The following is an 18,309-nucleotide window of genomic DNA, read 5'->3' as shown; positions in this document are numbered from 1 at the left end:
CGCGCAAAGAATTTTAAGGGTGTTGGCTTCAATATCACCGACGGTTGAATTGTAACTCTATAGTGGTAAGCTGAATTTGGTCACTTCGTTAGAAATGATATCACCAACCCATAAGTGTCTTGTTGTGTGCTGGTGTTTATATGTTATTTTAGTTCTATTAAGCAGGATTATCAAATGTACGGCCGATAGTAAGCATAAGCTACCAATCGCTCCGAACTTGCTTGAGCAAGATTTTAATGCAACAGCACCGAATCAAAAATGGGCTGGAGACATCACCTATCTTGCAACAAGTGAAGGCTGGATGTATTTAGCCGCCATTATTGACCTTTATTCACGGTAAGTCAGTGGCTGGTCTATGAGTACAAGAATGACAGCAACGTTAGTTTGTGATGCACTCTCAATGGCTTTATTCCGCAGAGGGTGTGATTATTCACAGCGATCGTGGTAGCCAATATTGTTCAAAGGATTACCGAGAGTTAATCGCAGCTCATAAACTTAAACAAAGTATGAGTAGGAAAGGAAACTGTTGGGACACTTGTGTTGAAAGCTTCTTCAACTCGATGAAAGTAGAAGCAATCCAATACGAGCCTATTATGGCACGAGAAGACATGCGCCAAGCACTCTTTGAATACAAATACATAGAAGTGATTATAATCGAACAAGAAGGCACAGTGCTCTTGGGTACCTAAGCCCTGTTAACTTCGAAAAACAATATGTCGCTTAACAAAGTGTCCAGTCTATCTGGTGCAGATCATTCAAAAGCAATGGAGCAATTCTTTACTTTGACTCTTCCTGTGTTTGCAGATTAGTTGACGTCTCGAATCAATGATAATTTTCAGGTGTTCAAACCTGCATCTTCAAGTTGATGGGTTATAACCGAGTTTAGAATAACGGAGTAACCGCTTGAACAATTTGATTAAACAATTACTACTGGCAGCCTCACTTTTCATGATTATCCAACCCTACACGATAGGCGCAGACTTTAAGGTTAAAGGGCTCAACAAAACTCTCGCCGAAAATGTAAATTTATATTTGGATCCTTTAGTCGATGTTCCCGTATCACAGTTATCGAAAACTAAGCTAGCGAAACGTATTAAAGACGCGCTCAACCCTTATGGCTACTATCACCCTCAGTTAAATATCGAACTTAAAGACCCGGATAACATAACCCTGTATATCGATTCTGGTCCTGTCATGCGCATTACAGACTCGGTCGTAAAAGTTACAGGGGAAGCAAGCCAAGATGAAGAGTTCATAAATATACTCAATCAAAGCAAGTTAGAAGTCGGCCTAACTTTGTCTCACCAGGAATACGACCAAACTAAACGGGCAATTTTCTCTTTAGCAAAGCGGAAAGGTTACTTTGAAGGTAGGTTTATTGAGTCTAAGATTGAGGTTATTCCTAGTGGCAACATCGCCAACATACACCTGCATTTTTCAAGCGGCCCACGCTACAAGTTTGGCTCTATTAGCGTCCCTGATGATGGAGTTGAGCCCACTCGTATCGAGAAAATTCCAACCTTTAAACAAGGTGATGACTTTGACACAATCAAGTTGGGTGAACTGCAGTCTGATTTATCTGAAACTCAATGGTTTCGAAATGTCGTGGTACAAGGTGACTTTAACCACCTCGGTGACAACCTAGAGGTTCCAATCGAAATCATTGCTGAGCCAAACTCTCGTAATATTGTTCGGGTAGGTGGTGGCTATTCTAACGATCTCGGCTTACGAGCCTCTCTCAACTGGTCAATGCCTTGGTATAACCGAAGAGGGCACAGCTTTGAAACACAGACGTCCTTGTCTGAACAGGAGCAATCACTGCAGTTGGGTTACAAAATCCCAACAGAGAAAGTTATAACCGATTACTTTGGTATTCAGTTTGAATCAAAACGAATTGATCATCGAGATACAAAAAGCTTTTCAAACGATCTTAAGTTTGAACGTTACTGGCAATTAGACAACTATTGGCAAAGCGCCATTTACGTCAAATATTTGCATGAACAGTACCGTCAGGCGTCTGAGGAAGACCAATCGCAATTGCTGTTACCTGGCATTAGTTTTTCTCAGGTTGATCGTAAAAATGATCAATTGGAGTTCAATCATCGACACATCTATTCTGTTGAGTACTCTGACCCTAATCTGTTTTCTGATTCAAGGTTGTTGAGGTTAGAAGGAAACAGCGTGCTTTCGTGGGATATTAGCGAAAGCCAGAAGCTCCATTTCCGTTCTAACGTTGGCATAAACATTGCCAAATCGTTATCGGACGTCCCGTCGTCACTGCGTTATTTTGCTGGTGGCGATGGCAATTTGCGAGGTTATGGTTATGAATCGATTTCTCCAAAAGATGACAACGGTGAATTAACGGGGGCACGCTACATGCTAACGGCAGGGCTTGAGTATCAACATCAAGTGTACCGTTCGATTTGGTTGGGCGCCTTTCTCGATGTTGGTGATGCGTTTGATGATGAAGCTGATTGGAAGCGTGGCACAGGTCTTAGCCTGATTTGGAACTCACAATTTGTGCCTGTGAAATTAGATTTTGCTTACGGCTTAGATGCACCTAAAGGTGATGAATTTCGTATTCACTTTTCCTTGGGTACTCAGTTTTGATGTTTATACGTTGTTTAAGCACTCCGTTGATTCGAATCGGCTTTGTTGCGTAATTCGGTTTAGAGACAGAGCTAAACCGTTTCGTGTATTTATTAGGGCGTGTTGATCTTTGCTGCACATTTCGTGTTCAACAATACATCGGTAGCCACGTTCCTTATCAAAAGTACGGAAAGGTTCGCTGTCATATCCTCTATCACAAACGATGGTATTAACTTCATCGAGTTGCTCAACTAAGCTTTCGGCATGCACTATATCGTGGCGTTGTCCTTCTGATAAATCAAAGCAAATCGGCAGGCCACCACTATCCACGGCTAAGTGAATTTTAGTTGAGTTGCCCCCGCGACTTTTTCCTATTTGCTCTGAGCTTTCAGTAGCTGCACCTGTGCTATGCTGATGCGCTCGAACTATAGAGCCATCAAGAAAGACCCATTAAAAATCAGCCATGCTAGATAAGCTTTTGAAAAAATTATCTAAAATTCCTTTCTTTGACCAAAGATTAAATCGTCTGTAAACGGTACTCCACTCTCCGAACTCAGAGGGTAGATCTCGCCAAGGAATACCTGTTCTCATTCGATAAAGTATTCCTTCAAATGTCATTCGATGTTCAGTTTTATCGTAAATACGACCTGTACTTTTCATAACTTGGAGTAGCAGTTCCCAGCGAATATCAGTTAGCATTGTTCTTGGCATGGTGTTGGTTATGGTTTTACTTTTGGCGAAGCAAATTATAAGGTTCATCGCGGCTTTCCGGGGAAAGCCGCTTTTATCTTCAAGAAGAAGTAGTCTGTACCTCGATATCCATATCCCATTTGCTTGATTAGCTTTATCTTGTTGTTTATCCCTTCAAGTGTGCAGGTGTTCAACGGATAACTTGCCGATGCGATAATGCCGTGAAGATAAGGACTCAGTTTTCGTGCGAACTCTTTCAATGGCTTAATTCCACTCTCTTGCACTTGTGCCCACCACGTGTCCCAGAGCCCCTTCGCGTGCCCTTCGGATTCAGAATACCAAAGCTCTTTGAGTTGTGCTCGAGTATATAAGTGGTCATTAAGTCCTTATTGATATTCAATATTTCAGTAAGATAGCTATCTTGACGTGTATTTAAGTTGACTCTATTTTTCAGCAGTACCCAGCGTGAGCGCTTCACCCACCTGTGCATTGTAATGTCTTAAGCTCAGTTGCCCTCCTAGCAACCGTTTAACTCGATACATCGCTGTTTCTGATAGTGAACGTCTGTGGTACCCATACCGCTCTTTCCAATACTTATTTGAGCCGTATAACTTCTGGCAACCCACGGTGAGGTTTCGAGGATGACCACGCTCCCAGAAGGCTGCCCTTTCTCTTGGGAGAATAAGCGCAATGGCTCCCTTAATCTTAATAGCAGCATGACACAATCTCGTGTCGTAAGCTCCATCACCAGACACCTCAAGGGTACTTCGGCGTGTTTGTTTCAGTAAGTTCGATCTGTAACCGTCGATAAACTTAGCTCGGCTGCGATAATTTCATGAGTGCTTGTATCAACGGCAATATGCAGCTTTCGCCAAACTCTACGCTTGCCATCTGTCCCGTGTTTTTTGACTTTCCATTCACCTTCGCCATAAACCTTTAGGCCAGTCGCATCAATGGCCAGGTGCTGTATTGCTCCTCTCGTTTTATTCTTAAATGAGACCTCAACTTGCTTTGCTCTACGACTGATGCAGGTGTAATGCAGACAACTTAACGGCACATGGGCTAACCTAAATATCGAGTCGATAAATCCTTGCAGCGCTCTCAGTGGCATAGAAAAAACTCGTTTCACCATGAGTGCTGTCGTAATAGCTAAATCACTGAACCGACGTGGCCTCCCGCGCTTATTCTGTTTGCTTTGCGCCCACCCACTTATTGCTTCTTCATCAATCCAAAAGGTCAGAGAACCACGGTTAATGAGTGATTGGTTGTATTGCTTCCAGTTGGTTGTTTTGTAACGAGGTTTAGGCATAGAGCTTCGAGAGAGAGTGGACGTAACTGATCAGATCGTAGGTTCTGGATTTAGTTCCAATGAATTACGCAACAAAGCCGCTCTCACCCTGGCCAATTGACAAGCTAACATCCGACAACTATGTTTTTCTGGTGGGATATTTTAAGGAAAAAGTATATGTTTAAAATTATGAGTTTATTTTCGGTAATTTGTTTTTCTTCTTTGGCCGTAACCGCTAATGAGGGAGGTGATAAAGATTTAGAAGAGATAGCACATGAGTTAGCTAACCCTAATACAACAATGGGCTCCCTTTCATTTAACTTTGATTATTTGGGCTATCAAGGAGATTTAAATGGTGCGGGGAGCCAGGGTGGATACCGAATGAGTTTTCAACCTGTTCTACCGATCCCTCTTGCAGAAGGAACTAACTTATTTGTCAGGCCTAACATTCCCTTAGTATTTGACCAACCTTATTATAATGTGGACAATTTTAAAGATTCAGGCGCAGGTCTAGGAGACATAGGATTTGATGTGGCTGTAGGGCACTCTTTCAAAACAGGTCTAATAACAATAGGGGGTATTGTAGGAACACTACCAACGGCAACGAAAGATGAATTAGGTAATAAGCAGTTTCTACTTGGCCCTGAGTTTGCTTTAGCTTATGCGCAAAGTTGGGGGGTCATTGGTGCTTTAATTACCCATCAATGGAATGTCGGTGGTAGTAATGACTCCGATACTAGCATTACTGGTGGCCAATATTTCTATACTGCAAATCTTGATGATGGCTGGCAAATCCAAGCGCAGCCGACCTGGAGCTATAACCACGAAGCTAGCGACGGAAATAAGTTGTCTTTCCCACTTGGTATAGGTTTCGCTAAAACAACTTTAATTGGAGGAAGTCCTATTAAGTTTGGGCTTCAGTATTGGAATTATATAGAAAGCCCTGATAGTTTCGGTATAGAGCACCAACTTAGATTTATAATTACTCCGGTAGTTGCCTTGCCTTGGTAAGAATATACAGTTTAACGTATTGAAATTTAAATGGGTATTAATTTTTTGTTTGTTGAAAATTAATACCCTAGGAGATATATATGCACAATAATATAAAAAAATGTTGTAATTTTATTTTCCTTTTAGCTGCTTTTTCTAGCGTTGGATCATTGTATGCAAGTGAAATGGTGTTTGATATTACTATTAACAATGGTCGAGTCATGGACCCAGAAACAGGTCTTGACGCGATTCTAAACGTTGGGATAAAAGACGGTGAGATTTTACTCATTACCGAAAAGACAATTTCAGGCAAAGAGACCATTGACGCTAGCGGACATGTCGTTGCTCCAGGTTTTATTGAAGGGCATCATCATGCGACAGACCCATTTGGTAGGAAACTCGCCCTTCGAGATGGATTAACTACAATGATGGATTTTGAAGCTGGTGTTAGAGACGTAGCGAAATTCTATAATGATGCTGAAGGTCAAACACAAACTAATTATGGGACAGTATTAAATGTAGGTTTAGCGCGCATGAGTGTGCTTGATGGGCCCGATGTCGCTAATCTCGGAAACGATGCTGGTGACATGTTCAGTGTATTATTGAATGCTGCCGGTCATAAAGCTCAGAAAGAAGGTCGTAAGCCGGGCTGGTCAGCGACCCTAGCCAACAAAGAAGAGATGGAAAGTATTTTCCATTTGGTTGACGAAGGACTAAGACAAGGGGCGTTAGGTGTGGGGGTGCCTGTTGGATATATGACTACTGGGCTTACACACTATGAACTATTTAAATACCAAGAGCTTTCTAATTTGTATGGGCGCCTTTCTAATGCGCATACTCGATTTGCAGGCGTGAGGCCACCAAATGGAGGGTTGTTAGGGATACAAGAAATGCTAGCAAACGCTTTGGTTTTAGATGCTCCGTTTATGGTCGCGCACCATAACAGTATTCAAGATTGGGAATATAGTATCCCGATGATTAATACGGCTAGAGAAAAGGGCGCTAAAGTTTGGGGAGAAGTCTACCCATACGCTGCTGGTTCAACTATGGCTTCCACAGACATTGTGCTAGAGAAAAACATGCCTAATATGGGTATTTCTTATTCAGATATATCTAATCTTGATGGAACGCGATGGAACAAAGAGATATATGACGATACTAGAAAAAATAATCCAGGAAGCCCAATATTGATTTTTAATAATAAAGTCGAAGATATTGCTCGTTGGCTAGCGATGCCTGATGTTGTTGTCGTTTCAGATGGGATGCCTTTGCTAAATTCTAAAGGCGAATACTATTCTTGGGATGAAACCTATGAAGGCAAATCCGCTCACCCACGTGCAGCTGGAACACGGGGGAAAGTTCTTCGAATGGTAAGAGAAGAAAACATAATGCCCTTGATGGAAGCTATCTCAAAAATGAGCTATTTACATGCTAAGTATTTTGAAGAGCTGGGCGGAATAGAACATTTTGCAAAGAAAGGAAGAATGCAAGAAGGAATGGACGCGGATATTGTCGTTTTTGACCCAGAAACGGTCACTGATAATGCGACCTATCAAATCGGAGAAGGGGCCTTGCCAACAACAGGTTTGCCTTATGTTATAGTTAATGGAGTCACGGTCGTGAAGGACTCAAAGGTTCAGAAGATTTATCCAGGCAAACCCATAAGGTTTCCTGTAGAGGATAAAGGAAACAATGTTGATAAACTTGATTTGAGCCCGCGTCAGTTTGTCCCAAACCAGTCATGATTATATTTGACGACTCGGAAAGTTAGCGCCAAAGGACAATTATGAATCATATCGTCTTAATTCTTCTTTTAATAAGTATTGGAGCGATGGGAGCGACGAATAAACCGCTGTTGCCATGGTCTGAACTGAGAGGTGAAAACACGTCACCCCGCGCTCCTTTAATAGTTAAAAAAGTTAGTCCAGAGCAGCAAGTTGAGTTGCAGATTGTCGTTAACTACCATTTAACTCAATCAGGCTTCCTACCTAGGACGCCTGAGCGAGTAATCCTCGCACAACAAAGACTCAAGTTAGATGAGGTCGATATAGCTCCATACTTGGCTCAAGCAAGAAGGATCAAAGCTAGTGCCCCCCTTAAATTAAATGAAAAAATTATCGGTAAGCAACAGGTGATAGGTGGCTTTATCGTGCCACTTGTTATGGAAGAGCTATTGGTTACGGAGTTTTTTTTCGTCCCTACAGCTGGAGCGTGCATACACACTCCACCTCCCCCGTCAAATCAAATTATTTATGTTAATTATTCTCAAGGTGTGGCCATTGAAAGCATCTATGAAGCATTTATTATAGAGGGGGTACTGAATGCAAAGCCTAGTAGCATAGAGACTAGTTTTATAGATGGGGATGTAGACATTCAATCTTCATATGTAATGAGTGCTGTATCAGTCATAAAATATTAGATTGGGGAGGGATATGTAATAAGCGTTAGAGACTCCAAAAGAGGGAGGCGATGTAGATTTGTAAATCGAGATAAAGACGATCTTTTTTACGTGTTTTAGTTTAGAGATAGGCTCGTGCCGTGACCACCATTATCAGACTCGTCAAGTATACTTCGGTCCGTTTGTATTAGGCGTGTTGGTCTTTCGTGATTGTTTTGAACAACACGGGAAGGAGTTAAGATTTCTTTCGCCAAAACCAAAACACGCCTCTCAGTGGTAGAAAAAACTCTTTTAACATAAGTGTTTTCGTGATGGCTAAATCACTGAATCGACGTGGTCAGCAGCCCCTATCTTTTTGCTTTATACTCAACTGTTGACCGATTCTTCACCAGTCCAAAATGTCAAAGAGCCACAGGAGCGATCGCTTGGTTGTATTGTAACGAAGTTCAAGCATAAGGATACGATGTATAATGAATGAAACTGAACAGATCTCTGGTTCTGGTTTTAGTTTCACTGAATTACGCAACAAAATAATGTAAATACAGTAGGTAACATTATGAAAATGAAATCCACAGTGTTGGTACTTAGTGCCGCAATGATGAGCGCGGCCAGCTCTGCGTCAGAAACCGTGTTTGATTTTGGTGGATCCATTAAAACAATACTGATTCATGACAGTGATGTCGCTGGAGTGGGAATAAATATCCCCGGAAATAGCCTATTTGGTAAAAGCAATCATAGTGATTCAAAGTTAGATGCCACTTTATCTCAATTTAAACTGGTAGCGCTAAAGGGTTTTGATAATGGCACCTCCATTGACTCTAAGTTGGTGGTTGATTTCAACGCCAATAATGACGGTAACATGTCACCACGATTAAGAGAAGCCTACTTGACCTACCATATCGAGTCTGGCGATCTATTGGCTGGACAAACTTGGTCTACCTTTATGGATATGCGTAATTATCCTCTGTCACTAGCTGAACCAACATTAAGCGGTGTAGTATTTAAACGTCAACCAATGCTCCGTTGGTCACAAAATTTCAGATTATTTCGCTATGATATCGCATTAGAAAGTGGCACCAATTCGGATATTCAAGATCCATCGGGTGATACCATTGATACCATTGATACCAGTGGGTCATTGCCCGATTTAGTGGTAGGCCTAGAATTAGACAATCAGCGCGGTTGGTTACGAGCGACGGTTGCGCTGAGTCAGATACGTCTGTCTTCTAATGAGCATGAATATAAAGAGTTGGGTTACGGTGTTCAGTTATCCGGAGGGTGGAACATCACTCTTAATAATACAGTGACGTTATTGTTATACACAGGGCAAGGAACAGACAGATATCTATTAGGCTTATCTGGAACTGGCGCAACATGGAATGAAGCTGAACAGTCTCTCGAGGTTCGAGAAACACATAGCTTTATGGCATCATACACAAGACATTGGAAGCAAGACCTTAAATCTGTTTTTGCTTATGGCTCGGTTAAGAGCGATGCCTTAGATTCACAAGTTGTAATGGAGCAAGATACATTAACGTCTAGTGAATATATTATGGCTAATTTACTGTGGAATATTCAACCTGATTTAATGGTGGGTGTTGAATACAATTATTCAACATATGAGCGAAGCGTGTTGGACTCTAGAGACAATCATAGAATTATGCTCGGTATGGAATGGAAGTACTAAAAAATAATCTGTTCGCTACCATCATTATAGAGCAAACTGTTGTCGAGGCTTTGTCTCTAGACTTAATTATGCAACAAAGCCGCTCACATCAGTAAACCAAATTCGTACTTTGGAATACTTTGAAGGCTGTGAGTGTATTGCGTTTTTACCTTCCATGACCTTCTTTCTTAGTGTTGGTTAGAGTATTCCGCCACTTCCTTCACCCATTTTTTTTCGACACCAAAGTGACTTTTTGGATTGATGATTCGGCCGTTAAAGCATGGAAATGTACCACGCACCATGGGAATCGAGGCCGAGGATTCCAATACAGGGATACCGCTATTGAAACAGCCCTTATGATAAAGGGCATATTTTCTCTTCCGCTTCGCGCTCTACAAGGGTTCATCGATTCAGTGTTTAAGTTGATGGACGTACCGCTCTGCTCTCCCGATTATACATGCATCAGCAAGCGTTCGAAGACTGTGCAAGTAAAGTATCGCAATAAGTATCGAGGGCCAATTCGTCATATCGCTATTGATTCTACGGGTCTCAAAGCGTTCGGCGAGGGAGAGTGGAAAGTCAGAAAACACGGCGAAAGCTGCACCTTGCTGTTGATGTAGATACACATGAAGTCATTAGCGCTGAGGTAAGTCTAGTCAATGTCGGAGATAGTGAAGTACTACCAACGTTACTCAATCCGCTTCGAAGGAAGATTAACGCAGTCTCGGGTGATGGAGCGTATGATACGAAAGAGTGTCATAAGGTGCTGCAACGAAAAGAGCTAACTCCATAAATACCTCCGCGTAAAAATGCAGGGTATTGGGAAGGTGGACATGCAAGAAACGAAGCCGTACAAGCTTTAAAAGATGATGCTTTAGTTCAATGGAAAGCAGACTCTGGTTAACATGATCGCTCAATATCTGAAACAGCAATGTCTCGATATAAAGGCTTAACTAGTGGCTAACTAAGTTTGAGAAATTACAACGCTCAAGTAGGTGAAGCACTTGCGAACGTCAAAGCCATGAACAAAGTCATAGTAAGCGTCTGCGAATCGACTCATTGACTTCCTAATATCAACACAGATACCGCCAACTAAGGCGGTATCTGTCATTCTGAACGGCATTATTTTTGAGATACGGACTATTCCGTTTTTGGCATGTTCCAAGGAAGAAGATGACCATGGTCGTCCTCACTCCTCAGTTTTGGAATTTCTCGTAGCACGTATTCGAGGTATTCATACGGCTCACAGTCGTTAGCCTTCGTGGTTTCGATAAGACTGTACAGCACGGCACTGGCCCGTGCTTCATTATGACTCTTCGAGAACAACCAGTTGTTCCGCCCTACCGTGAACGGACGTACTGAGCGTTCCGCTCGGTTATTATCCATGCTTAACCGACCATCATCGATAACTCGTACTAACTTCGACCATTGATTGAGATGTAGCTTATCGCATCACCCAGTTTACTCTTAGGGGCTCCTGGGTGACCGATTTATCTAACCACTCCTTGAACTCATTGAGCAGAGACTGAGTATTTGATTGGCGGGTAACATATCGTTCTTCCCTCGTCTTATCTTTGAGCGCTTGTTCAACACGATAGAGCTTTTGGATCCAACTGACTGCCCACTGGATTTTCCCCCTTTTCCTTGCTTGCCTTTTGGTTGGCTCTGCTCGGCCTCAATGAACTTGCGTCTTGCATGTGCCCAGCAATCCACCAACTTCGCCTCTGTCTTTTCATACGCCTTATACCCATCAACATGAAGATAACCGGTGTAATCTGACAGATACGATTGAGGGCAGTGGTGCCCCGACTCCCATCTTGGTAGTCGAACAGGACGATACCGGGAGATTGTGCATGGCCTCCTCGGTCTGGACCAAACCCGTATAACCAGATGTAGCTTTTCTTTCTCTCGTCATCGAGCACGCTCAACGTGGTCTCATCCGCGAACAGAACATCTTGAGCAAGGAGGGTTTCTTTCAGTAAGACGATTAACGGCTCTAACTTATTAGCACAACGCAGTATCCACTGACTCATCGTTTTACGGCTGAGCTCTATTCCATATTGTTTGAACAAAGACTCCTGGCGATAGAGAGGCAGGGCGTAGTGGTATTTATTCGTGATAATTTGCGCAAGCAAAGAGGGGGTTGCGATGCTTTTCGGGATAATCGCTGGCGGCGGTGGAGCCATCAACACGAGGGTCTTTTCTCCTAGCGCGTTACACTGACGACCGACGTATTTGGGTCTTTCGGTGACTTCGACGTACAACTTAGCTGGGATATACACCAGTTTTTCGCGGGTGTCTTGCCCCATATTGCAAAGCATCAACTGGCAACTCGAGCAGGTTTTTTCTGATTCTGGAATGTCCACCACGACACGCTCCCGCGGCAAGTCTTCTGGAAGCTTAGGGCGACCACGACGCTTTGTTTCGGATGAAGTGTTTTTCGCGTCCGATGTTTCATCATTCTGATTGCTGGTCGCTTCATCTTCACCTGTCGTATCGGCATGAGTCTCCGCCTCATTGAACTCTAAGTCCTGAGGGGGCATGGTTTTACTACTGCTACCAAAGCGTTTACGCTACGCTAGGTTGAGTTTTTCAACCAGCGATTGGATGGTTGTTTCGCTCTCGTTTAGAGATTGGCGAAGTGTGAGTACCGTAGATTCAAGCTCAGTCACTTTTGATCGTGAGAGCGGCTTTGTTGCGTAATTCAATGGAACTAAATCAAGAGCCTACGATCTGATCAGCTACGTTCACTCCTTCTCGTAGCTCTATGCCTAAACCACGTACAAAACAACCAACTGGAAGCAATACAACCAATCACTTATTAACCCTGGCTCTTTGACTTTTTGGATTGATGAAGAGGCGATAAGCGGGTGGGCGCAAAGCAAACAGAATAAGCGCGGGAGGCCACGTCGGTTCAGTGATTTAGCCATCACGACAGCACTAATGGTGAAACGAGTTTTTTCTATGTCGCTGAGAGCGCTGCAAGGATTTATCGACTCTACCGTTAAGTTGTCCGCATTACACCTGCATCAGCCGTAGAGCCAAGCAAGTTGAGGTCTCATTTAAGACTAAAACGAGAGGAGTGATACAACACCTAGCCATTGATGCAACTGGCCTTAAGGTTTATGGCGAAGGTGAATGGAAAGTCAAAAAACACGGGACGGATGGTAGGCGAAGAGTCTGGCGAAAGCTGCATATTGCCGTCGATACAAGCACTCATGAAATTATTGCAGCCGAGCTAAGTTTATCGACGGTTACGGATGGGGAAGTTCTCCCGAACTTACCGAAACAAACACGCCGCAGTATCTTTGAGGTCTCTGGTGATGGGGCTTACGACACGAGTGCGTGTCACGCTGCTATTAAGATTAAGGGAGCTATTGCGCTTATTCCCCCAAGAGAGGGGGCAGCCTTCTGGGAGCGTGGTCACCCTCGCAATCTCGCCGTGGGTTGCCAGAAGTTATACGGCTCAAATAAGTATTGGAAAGAGCGGTATGGGTACCATAAACGTTCATTATCAGAAACAGCGATGTATCGAGTTAAACAGTTACTAGGAGGACGATTGAGCTTAAGACATTACAATGCGCAGGTGGGTGAGACTTACGCGATGATAAAAGCGTTGAACAAGCTTACTGGGTTAGGTATGCCTGAAACTTGTCGTATTGACTAAGAAACACACGAAATGGGGTAGCTCTATCTATAAATTTAATTACGCAACAAAGCCGCTAAATGCAGTTAAAACAACGACTTTAGAAGTAAATTACGCATTAAGAGTTATCCAAATAGTCAAAGTGATGATCTGATCCATCAAATGAGATTACATATTAAAACCTTTTGCTCTTAATATTCGGTTCGAAGCAACGAGCTGCTTTATTAAATTGAATAATCCAACAAATATCACTATTAAGTTATTCGTTAGATTATTTACTCCTTATATTTTGTAACAAGAGTAAATTTGTCATGGACATTATTTCTAATCTGTTTGACATGGCACCATTTGTCGCACTATTTATTACACTCTCATTAGGTTATATGGTTGGTAAAATTACTATCGGCCGATTTGTTTTAGGCGGGGTAGCCGGAACATTATTAATGGGCGTAATTATTGGGCAATTTGGTGTTCAGATTGATCCCGGCGTAAAAAGTATTTTCTTTGCGCTCTTTATTTATGCTGTGGGTTATCAAGGCGGTGCTCAATTCTTTAAAGCCCTTAACTTCAGAACCATTAACATTCTGCTCTCTGCGGTTGTTATGACGGTTTCAGGCTTATTGTGTGTGCTTGCTGCTGCATGGTTATTTGACCTAGATAGAGGTACAGCTGCAGGTTTAGCGGCTGGTGGCTTAACTCAATCTGCGATCATTGGTACTGCAGGCGATGCGATTGCACGTTTAGGCGGCGTATCTGAAGAAGCCAAGCACATGATGCAGACAAACGTAGCAGTTGGTTACGCTGTAACATACATCTTTGGTTCTTTAGGACCAATCTTGATGGTGACTTGGGTATTCCCAACGCTCATGAAGTGGGATATCCGATCTGAAGCTATTGCTCTAGAAGAGAAAAACTCTAACGGCAAACGCGATTTAGCAGACGGCGAATTTAATGCAGTCACCGCTCTAGTGACACGTGCTTTTAAAGTAACTCACGACGATAAATTGGTTGGGAAAACGCTAGCACAACTGAATCAATCATCACTTGCTGCGTGTATCGAACTTATTGAGCGCGACGGAAAAGAGCTAAGTGCAGACAAGTTCACTGCGCTTAAAGCAGGCGACCTGGTTGTGGTTACCGGCCGTAGAAATGCGGTTCATGAGCTACAGAGCAAGGCACAAAGCAATGAAGTAGCATTACCGGAAAGCTATGAAGTTATTGAAGAAAATCGTCAACTTATCGCTGATAACCGCAAGCTAATAGGTCACTCGCTAAAAGAAATCAAAGACAGCTCAAACGAGCGCTCATTCCGCGGCGTGTATGTGACAGACTACATGCGTGCAGGTACTTCAATGGACATTACTGATGACCTGATTGTCGAGAAAAACGATGTTATTCAATTAACGGGTACCGCTCAAGACATCAACCGAGTTGAAAAACACATCGGTAAGCGCATGGGTTCTGCGACTATGACTGACTTCATCGTACTGGGTTTCGGTATGGTGCTGGGTCTTCTAATTGGCCTAATTAGCTTCAAGATTGCAGGTATTCCTGTAACGATTGGCTCTGGTGCAGGTTGTTTGATTTCTGGCTTGCTTGTCGGCTGGTTACGTAGCCGAAACCCGCATGTGGCTCAGTTCCCAGCGGGTGCAGCAAACTTCATTCGCGACTTTGGTTTAGCGGCATTTGTAGGGATTGTTGGCCTACAAGCAGGCCCTCAAGCGGTTGATACCATAAAAGAACACGGTATGTCGCTTCTGTTCTTGGGTATGGCGGTCACCATCATTCCACAGATTATTTCATTCTTCTTCTCGTACTTTGTATTGAAGATCAAGAACCCAGTAGAGGCTTTAGGTTGTGTGACTGGTGGTCGAAGTGCAAACCCAGCATTCGCAGCATTGATGGAAAAAACAGGCAACGCAACGCCAGTATTCTCTTTCACTGTGACTTACGCTGTAGCTAACGTGTTACTGACGTTATGGGGACCAATTATCGTCGGCATTATTACCGTTAATGCGGGTATGTAATTAATACCTCGAACTAATTATAGATATAAAACAGCTAAAACAATCATCAAATTATTAACAGAGCTACCAAATAACTAAATAGGTTAGGTCTGAATAATTACAATTAAGTAAAACACTTCATTCTAATTGAAAGTGTTTAAAATTAAACTATTAGGTAAATATTATGACTACAAAAAACACTACTATCGACTTTTCAAAATTCGCTGATTTAAGCCCTTTTGAATTGAAAGATAAATTAATTGAAGTTGCACAAACAGTGCCAGACCGTGCTTTATTAGATGCGGGTCGTGGTAATCCAAACTTCCTAGCAACACTGCCACGTAAAGCATTTATTCGCTTGGGTGAATTTGCCGTAATGGAGGCGGAGCGCACGTATTCATATTTAGATGGTAGCTTTGGCGGCATTCCAGATGGTGTTGGTATTGTTGAGCGTTTTGATTCTTACGCAAACAATAATCAACAGAACCCAGGTGTTCAATTCATTGAAAAAGCTCTGAGCTACGCAAAAGATCGCTTAGGTATCGAGAAGCAAGTGTTCTTAAATGAGCTAGTGAATGCGTACTTAGCGTGTAACTACCCAGTACCACCACGCATGCTGACGAATATCGAAAGTGTTGTAAAACAATACATTGCAGAAGAGATGTACGGTCCAATGCCAATGACGACGGATTTCGATTTGTTTGCAACGGAAGGTGGAACAGCATCAATGACGTACACATTCCAAACAATGTTTCACAATGGTCTACTAAAGAAGGGCGATAAGGTTGCGTTAATCACACCAATCTTCACACCTTACCTAGAAATCCCTGAGCTTTCAGAATACGAACTTGAGATTGTAGAACTTCGTTTAGATGAGACAACATGGCAGCTACCTATGTCTGAAATCGAGAAGCTTGAAGACAAAGACATCAAACTGCTATGTGTGGTAAACCCAGCAAACCCTGCATCAGTGAAGTTCTCAGATGAGACGCTTGATAACCTATCAGACTTCGTTAACACACAACGTAGTGATCTGTTCATTATCACCGATGATGTGTACGGCACATTCGCAGACGATTTCGTTTCACTGTTTGCCAAACTTCCATACAACACACTTTGTGTTTACTCATTCTCAAAGTACTTCGGTGCAACAGGCTGGCGCCTTGGCTCGATTGCGATTCAGCACAATAACGTGTTCGATGATGCAATGCGCAGCCTACCAGAATCACGTCAACTGGAACTGGATGATCGTTACAAAACGCTTGACCCAGAACCACGTGGTATTAAGTTCATCGATCGTATCGTTGCAGATAGCCGAAGTGTTGCACTAAACCACACAGCGGGTCTTTCACTACCACAACAAGTTCAAATGGCGCTGTTCTCATTGAACTGCCTAATGGACTCAGAGCAAAACTACAAAGAAGCGTGCAAACGCATCATTCGCGAGCGTTACAAAACTCTGTACAAAAACATGGGTATCGAAATTGAAGAAAACAAAGATCGTGTGGACTACTACACATTGCTTGAGCTCGACACTTTGGGTGGCAAATTGTACGGCCCAGCTTTCGTTGAATGGTTCAAAGCGAACGAGAAGGGCAAAGACTTCCTGTTCCGCCTTGCACACGAAACTGGCGTTATCTTGCTTCCAGGCAAAGGTTTCGATGTAGTTCACGCTTCTGTTCGTGTATCGCTAGCTAACCTGACTCACCACGAGTACGAACTGATTGGTCGTGCAACTCGCAAGGTGTTAGACGAACACTTCGCTGAGTTTCAAGGCGCATAAGTTCAAGTCAGGCTTAGAATCGAATACATGATTTTAAGCCGATGACGTCCAACTCGTTAAGAATAAGCCTCGGCGATGTCGAGGCTATTCCGACCAAATAAGCACAGTGGTTAGATCGATAAAACTTCCTATCTTGATGTTCCGTTGTGTTTATTTAGTCGTCTTATCTAAGTAATTAAATCCATTTCAAACTGAAAGAGCGACGCATGAAAAGCATTATTTCTATTCAATCTCACGTGGTTTATGGGCATGCAGGCAACAGCTCTGTGGTTTTTCCAATCCAAAGGATGGGACTCGATGTGTGGCCAATCCATACTGTTCAGTTTTCTAATCACACTCAATATGAGCAAGGTTGGACAGGACAAACATTTGGCTCAGACGATATTCGAAACTTAATTAGAGGCTTAGACAACATCAGTGCATTGAAAGACTGTGGCGCGGTTCTCTCGGGTTATCAGGGAAGTGCAGACCAATGCAAAGCGGTTGCTGAAGCGGTAAATCTCATCAAAGATAAAAATCACAGTGCACTCTACATTTGTGACCCTGTAATGGGTGACCCAGATAAAGGTTGTATTGTTGATGACGGCGTGAAAGCGGCTATTGCCCAACATTTGCTGCCCATAGCTGATGTCATCGTGCCTAACCAATTTGAGTTGAGCGAATTGACCGGTAACAAAATCCACTCGCTTTATGATGCGGTTACAGCCTGTAAGAAGGCATTGGAACTTGGGCCAAAGATGGTGCTCGTGAAACATCTGCACTCATTACCCGATGATGCGTTCAGCATGATCCTCGCAACGAAAAAGGCATGCTATTTAGCTCAACGACCGAATATCGAATTTGATAAACAACCGGTCGGTGTTGGCGATCTTATCTCAGGCATATTTACTGCAGGGTTAATGAAAAAAATGTCTCCGGTGGCTGCATTCCGTCACGTAAACAACGCTGTTTACGGTGTATTGGAACTGACTAAAAGCTATGGCACTTGGGAACTACAAACGATTAATGCTCAATATGAATTTGTTGAGCCTACCCACGATTTCAACGTAGTCAAAATAGCCTAGAGCGTTTAACTCTAAATGTGGTGGCGATGGCTATTCGATGGATAGCGTCCTACAAACGAGCTTACGAATAAAACCGCTAAATAACGGTCGATTACAGTCTCTGCCGCCATTTTGTCGCCATTCATTTTTTAATGGATTGAGGTGTACCGCTTGTATCAAATGTTCTGGTGCAAAATGGGAACGATGTAC

Annotated in this window: 8 protein-coding genes and 7 pseudogenes; 11 read left to right on the top strand and 4 right to left on the bottom strand. The window is 42.9% G+C overall.

What is annotated here, in order from left to right:
- Positions 1–160: 160 nt before the first annotated feature.
- Together AC3CHU_RS23375 and AC3CHU_RS23370 are read left to right on the top strand one after the other, a co-directional pair.
- A pseudogene (locus tag AC3CHU_RS23375) lies at positions 161–724 on the top strand (IS3 family transposase); the annotation flags it as partial.
- A gap of 224 nt (positions 725–948) precedes the next feature.
- Positions 949–2,610: an autotransporter assembly complex protein TamA gene (locus AC3CHU_RS23370; protein WP_488526330.1), complete on the top strand. Its 1,662-nt coding sequence runs from the start codon at positions 949–951 to the stop codon at positions 2,608–2,610.
- Between the two features lie 129 nt (positions 2,611–2,739).
- Here AC3CHU_RS23370 and AC3CHU_RS23365 read toward each other — a convergent pair.
- The 3 pseudogenes from AC3CHU_RS23365 to AC3CHU_RS23355 all read right to left on the bottom strand — a co-directional run.
- Positions 2,740–3,300: pseudogene (locus AC3CHU_RS23365) on the bottom strand (IS5 family transposase); the annotation flags it as partial.
- A 44-nt stretch (positions 3,301–3,344) separates the two neighbouring features.
- Positions 3,345–3,763, bottom strand: a pseudogene (locus AC3CHU_RS23360) (ISL3 family transposase); the annotation flags it as partial.
- Positions 3,723–4,588, bottom strand: a pseudogene (locus tag AC3CHU_RS23355) (IS5 family transposase). The pseudogenes AC3CHU_RS23355 and AC3CHU_RS23360, both read right to left, overlap by 41 nt.
- Before the next feature lie 156 nt (positions 4,589–4,744).
- Between AC3CHU_RS23355 and AC3CHU_RS23350 the strand changes: the two are divergent.
- The 5 genes and pseudogenes from AC3CHU_RS23350 (at position 4,745) to AC3CHU_RS23330 (ending at position 10,684) form a co-directional block, all read left to right on the top strand.
- Positions 4,745–5,578, top strand: coding sequence for a hypothetical protein (locus AC3CHU_RS23350; RefSeq protein WP_488525800.1), 834 nt, complete (start codon positions 4,745–4,747; stop codon positions 5,576–5,578).
- Positions 5,579–5,658: 80 nt separating this feature from the next.
- Positions 5,659–7,302: an amidohydrolase family protein gene (locus AC3CHU_RS23345; protein ID WP_488525799.1), complete on the top strand. Its 1,644-nt coding sequence runs from the start codon at positions 5,659–5,661 to the stop codon at positions 7,300–7,302.
- Positions 7,303–7,343: 41 nt separating this feature from the next.
- Positions 7,344–7,976 carry a DUF3299 domain-containing protein gene (locus AC3CHU_RS23340; RefSeq protein WP_488525798.1) on the top strand — a complete coding sequence of 211 codons (633 nt, stop codon included), beginning with the start codon at positions 7,344–7,346 and terminating at the stop codon, positions 7,974–7,976.
- 535 nt (positions 7,977–8,511) lie between these two features.
- A complete protein-coding gene (locus AC3CHU_RS23335) occupies positions 8,512–9,642 on the top strand; it encodes a DcaP family trimeric outer membrane transporter (protein WP_488525797.1) in 1,131 nt (376 codons plus the stop codon).
- A gap of 170 nt (positions 9,643–9,812) precedes the next feature.
- Positions 9,813–10,684, top strand: a pseudogene (locus AC3CHU_RS23330) (IS5 family transposase).
- Positions 10,685–10,761: 77 nt separating this feature from the next.
- On the opposite strand, the pseudogene tnpC reads toward AC3CHU_RS23330, so the two are convergent.
- A pseudogene (tnpC, locus tag AC3CHU_RS23325) lies at positions 10,762–12,329 on the bottom strand (IS66 family transposase).
- Between the two features lie 127 nt (positions 12,330–12,456).
- On the opposite strand from tnpC, the pseudogene AC3CHU_RS23320 reads away from it, so the two are divergent.
- The 4 genes and pseudogenes from AC3CHU_RS23320 to pdxY all read left to right on the top strand — a co-directional run bounded on the left by AC3CHU_RS23320 (position 12,457) and on the right by pdxY (position 18,120).
- Positions 12,457–13,288 (top strand): annotated as a pseudogene (locus tag AC3CHU_RS23320) (IS5 family transposase).
- A gap of 290 nt (positions 13,289–13,578) precedes the next feature.
- Positions 13,579–15,294 (top strand): aspartate-alanine antiporter, encoded by a 1,716-nt coding sequence (gene aspT, locus AC3CHU_RS23315; protein ID WP_488519144.1) that lies wholly within the window; start codon positions 13,579–13,581, stop codon positions 15,292–15,294.
- 163 nt (positions 15,295–15,457) lie between these two features.
- Positions 15,458–17,056 (top strand): bifunctional aspartate transaminase/aspartate 4-decarboxylase, encoded by a 1,599-nt coding sequence (locus AC3CHU_RS23310; RefSeq protein ID WP_488519143.1) that lies wholly within the window; start codon positions 15,458–15,460, stop codon positions 17,054–17,056.
- Positions 17,057–17,262: 206 nt separating this feature from the next.
- On the top strand, positions 17,263–18,120 hold the full coding sequence (gene pdxY / locus AC3CHU_RS23305; protein ID WP_488525796.1) for a pyridoxal kinase PdxY: 858 nt from the start codon (positions 17,263–17,265) through the stop codon (positions 18,118–18,120).
- The last annotated feature ends 189 nt before the right edge of the window (positions 18,121–18,309 follow it).

The organism is Vibrio sp. QJM3NY_39, from assembly GCF_057785895.1.
Note: the sequence above shows the minus strand (reverse complement) of the source record. Positions and strands in the feature narration are given on the sequence as shown.

What these genes read in the sequence shown, in the direction of transcription:
- AC3CHU_RS23345 (WP_488525799.1), top strand. Translation starts at nt 5,659, where the DNA reads ATGCACAATAATATAAAAAAATGTTGTAATTTTATTTTCCTTTTAGCT.
- AC3CHU_RS23335 (WP_488525797.1), top strand. Translation starts at nt 8,512, where the DNA reads ATGAAAATGAAATCCACAGTGTTGGTACTTAGTGCCGCAATGATGAGC.
- AC3CHU_RS23310 (WP_488519143.1), top strand. Translation starts at nt 15,458, where the DNA reads ATGACTACAAAAAACACTACTATCGACTTTTCAAAATTCGCTGATTTA.
- aspT (WP_488519144.1), top strand. Translation starts at nt 13,579, where the DNA reads ATGGACATTATTTCTAATCTGTTTGACATGGCACCATTTGTCGCACTA.
- AC3CHU_RS23350 (WP_488525800.1), top strand. Translation starts at nt 4,745, where the DNA reads ATGTTTAAAATTATGAGTTTATTTTCGGTAATTTGTTTTTCTTCTTTG.
- pdxY (WP_488525796.1), top strand. Translation starts at nt 17,263, where the DNA reads ATGAAAAGCATTATTTCTATTCAATCTCACGTGGTTTATGGGCATGCA.
- AC3CHU_RS23340 (WP_488525798.1), top strand. Translation starts at nt 7,344, where the DNA reads ATGAATCATATCGTCTTAATTCTTCTTTTAATAAGTATTGGAGCGATG.
- AC3CHU_RS23370 (WP_488526330.1), top strand. Translation starts at nt 949, where the DNA reads ATGATTATCCAACCCTACACGATAGGCGCAGACTTTAAGGTTAAAGGG.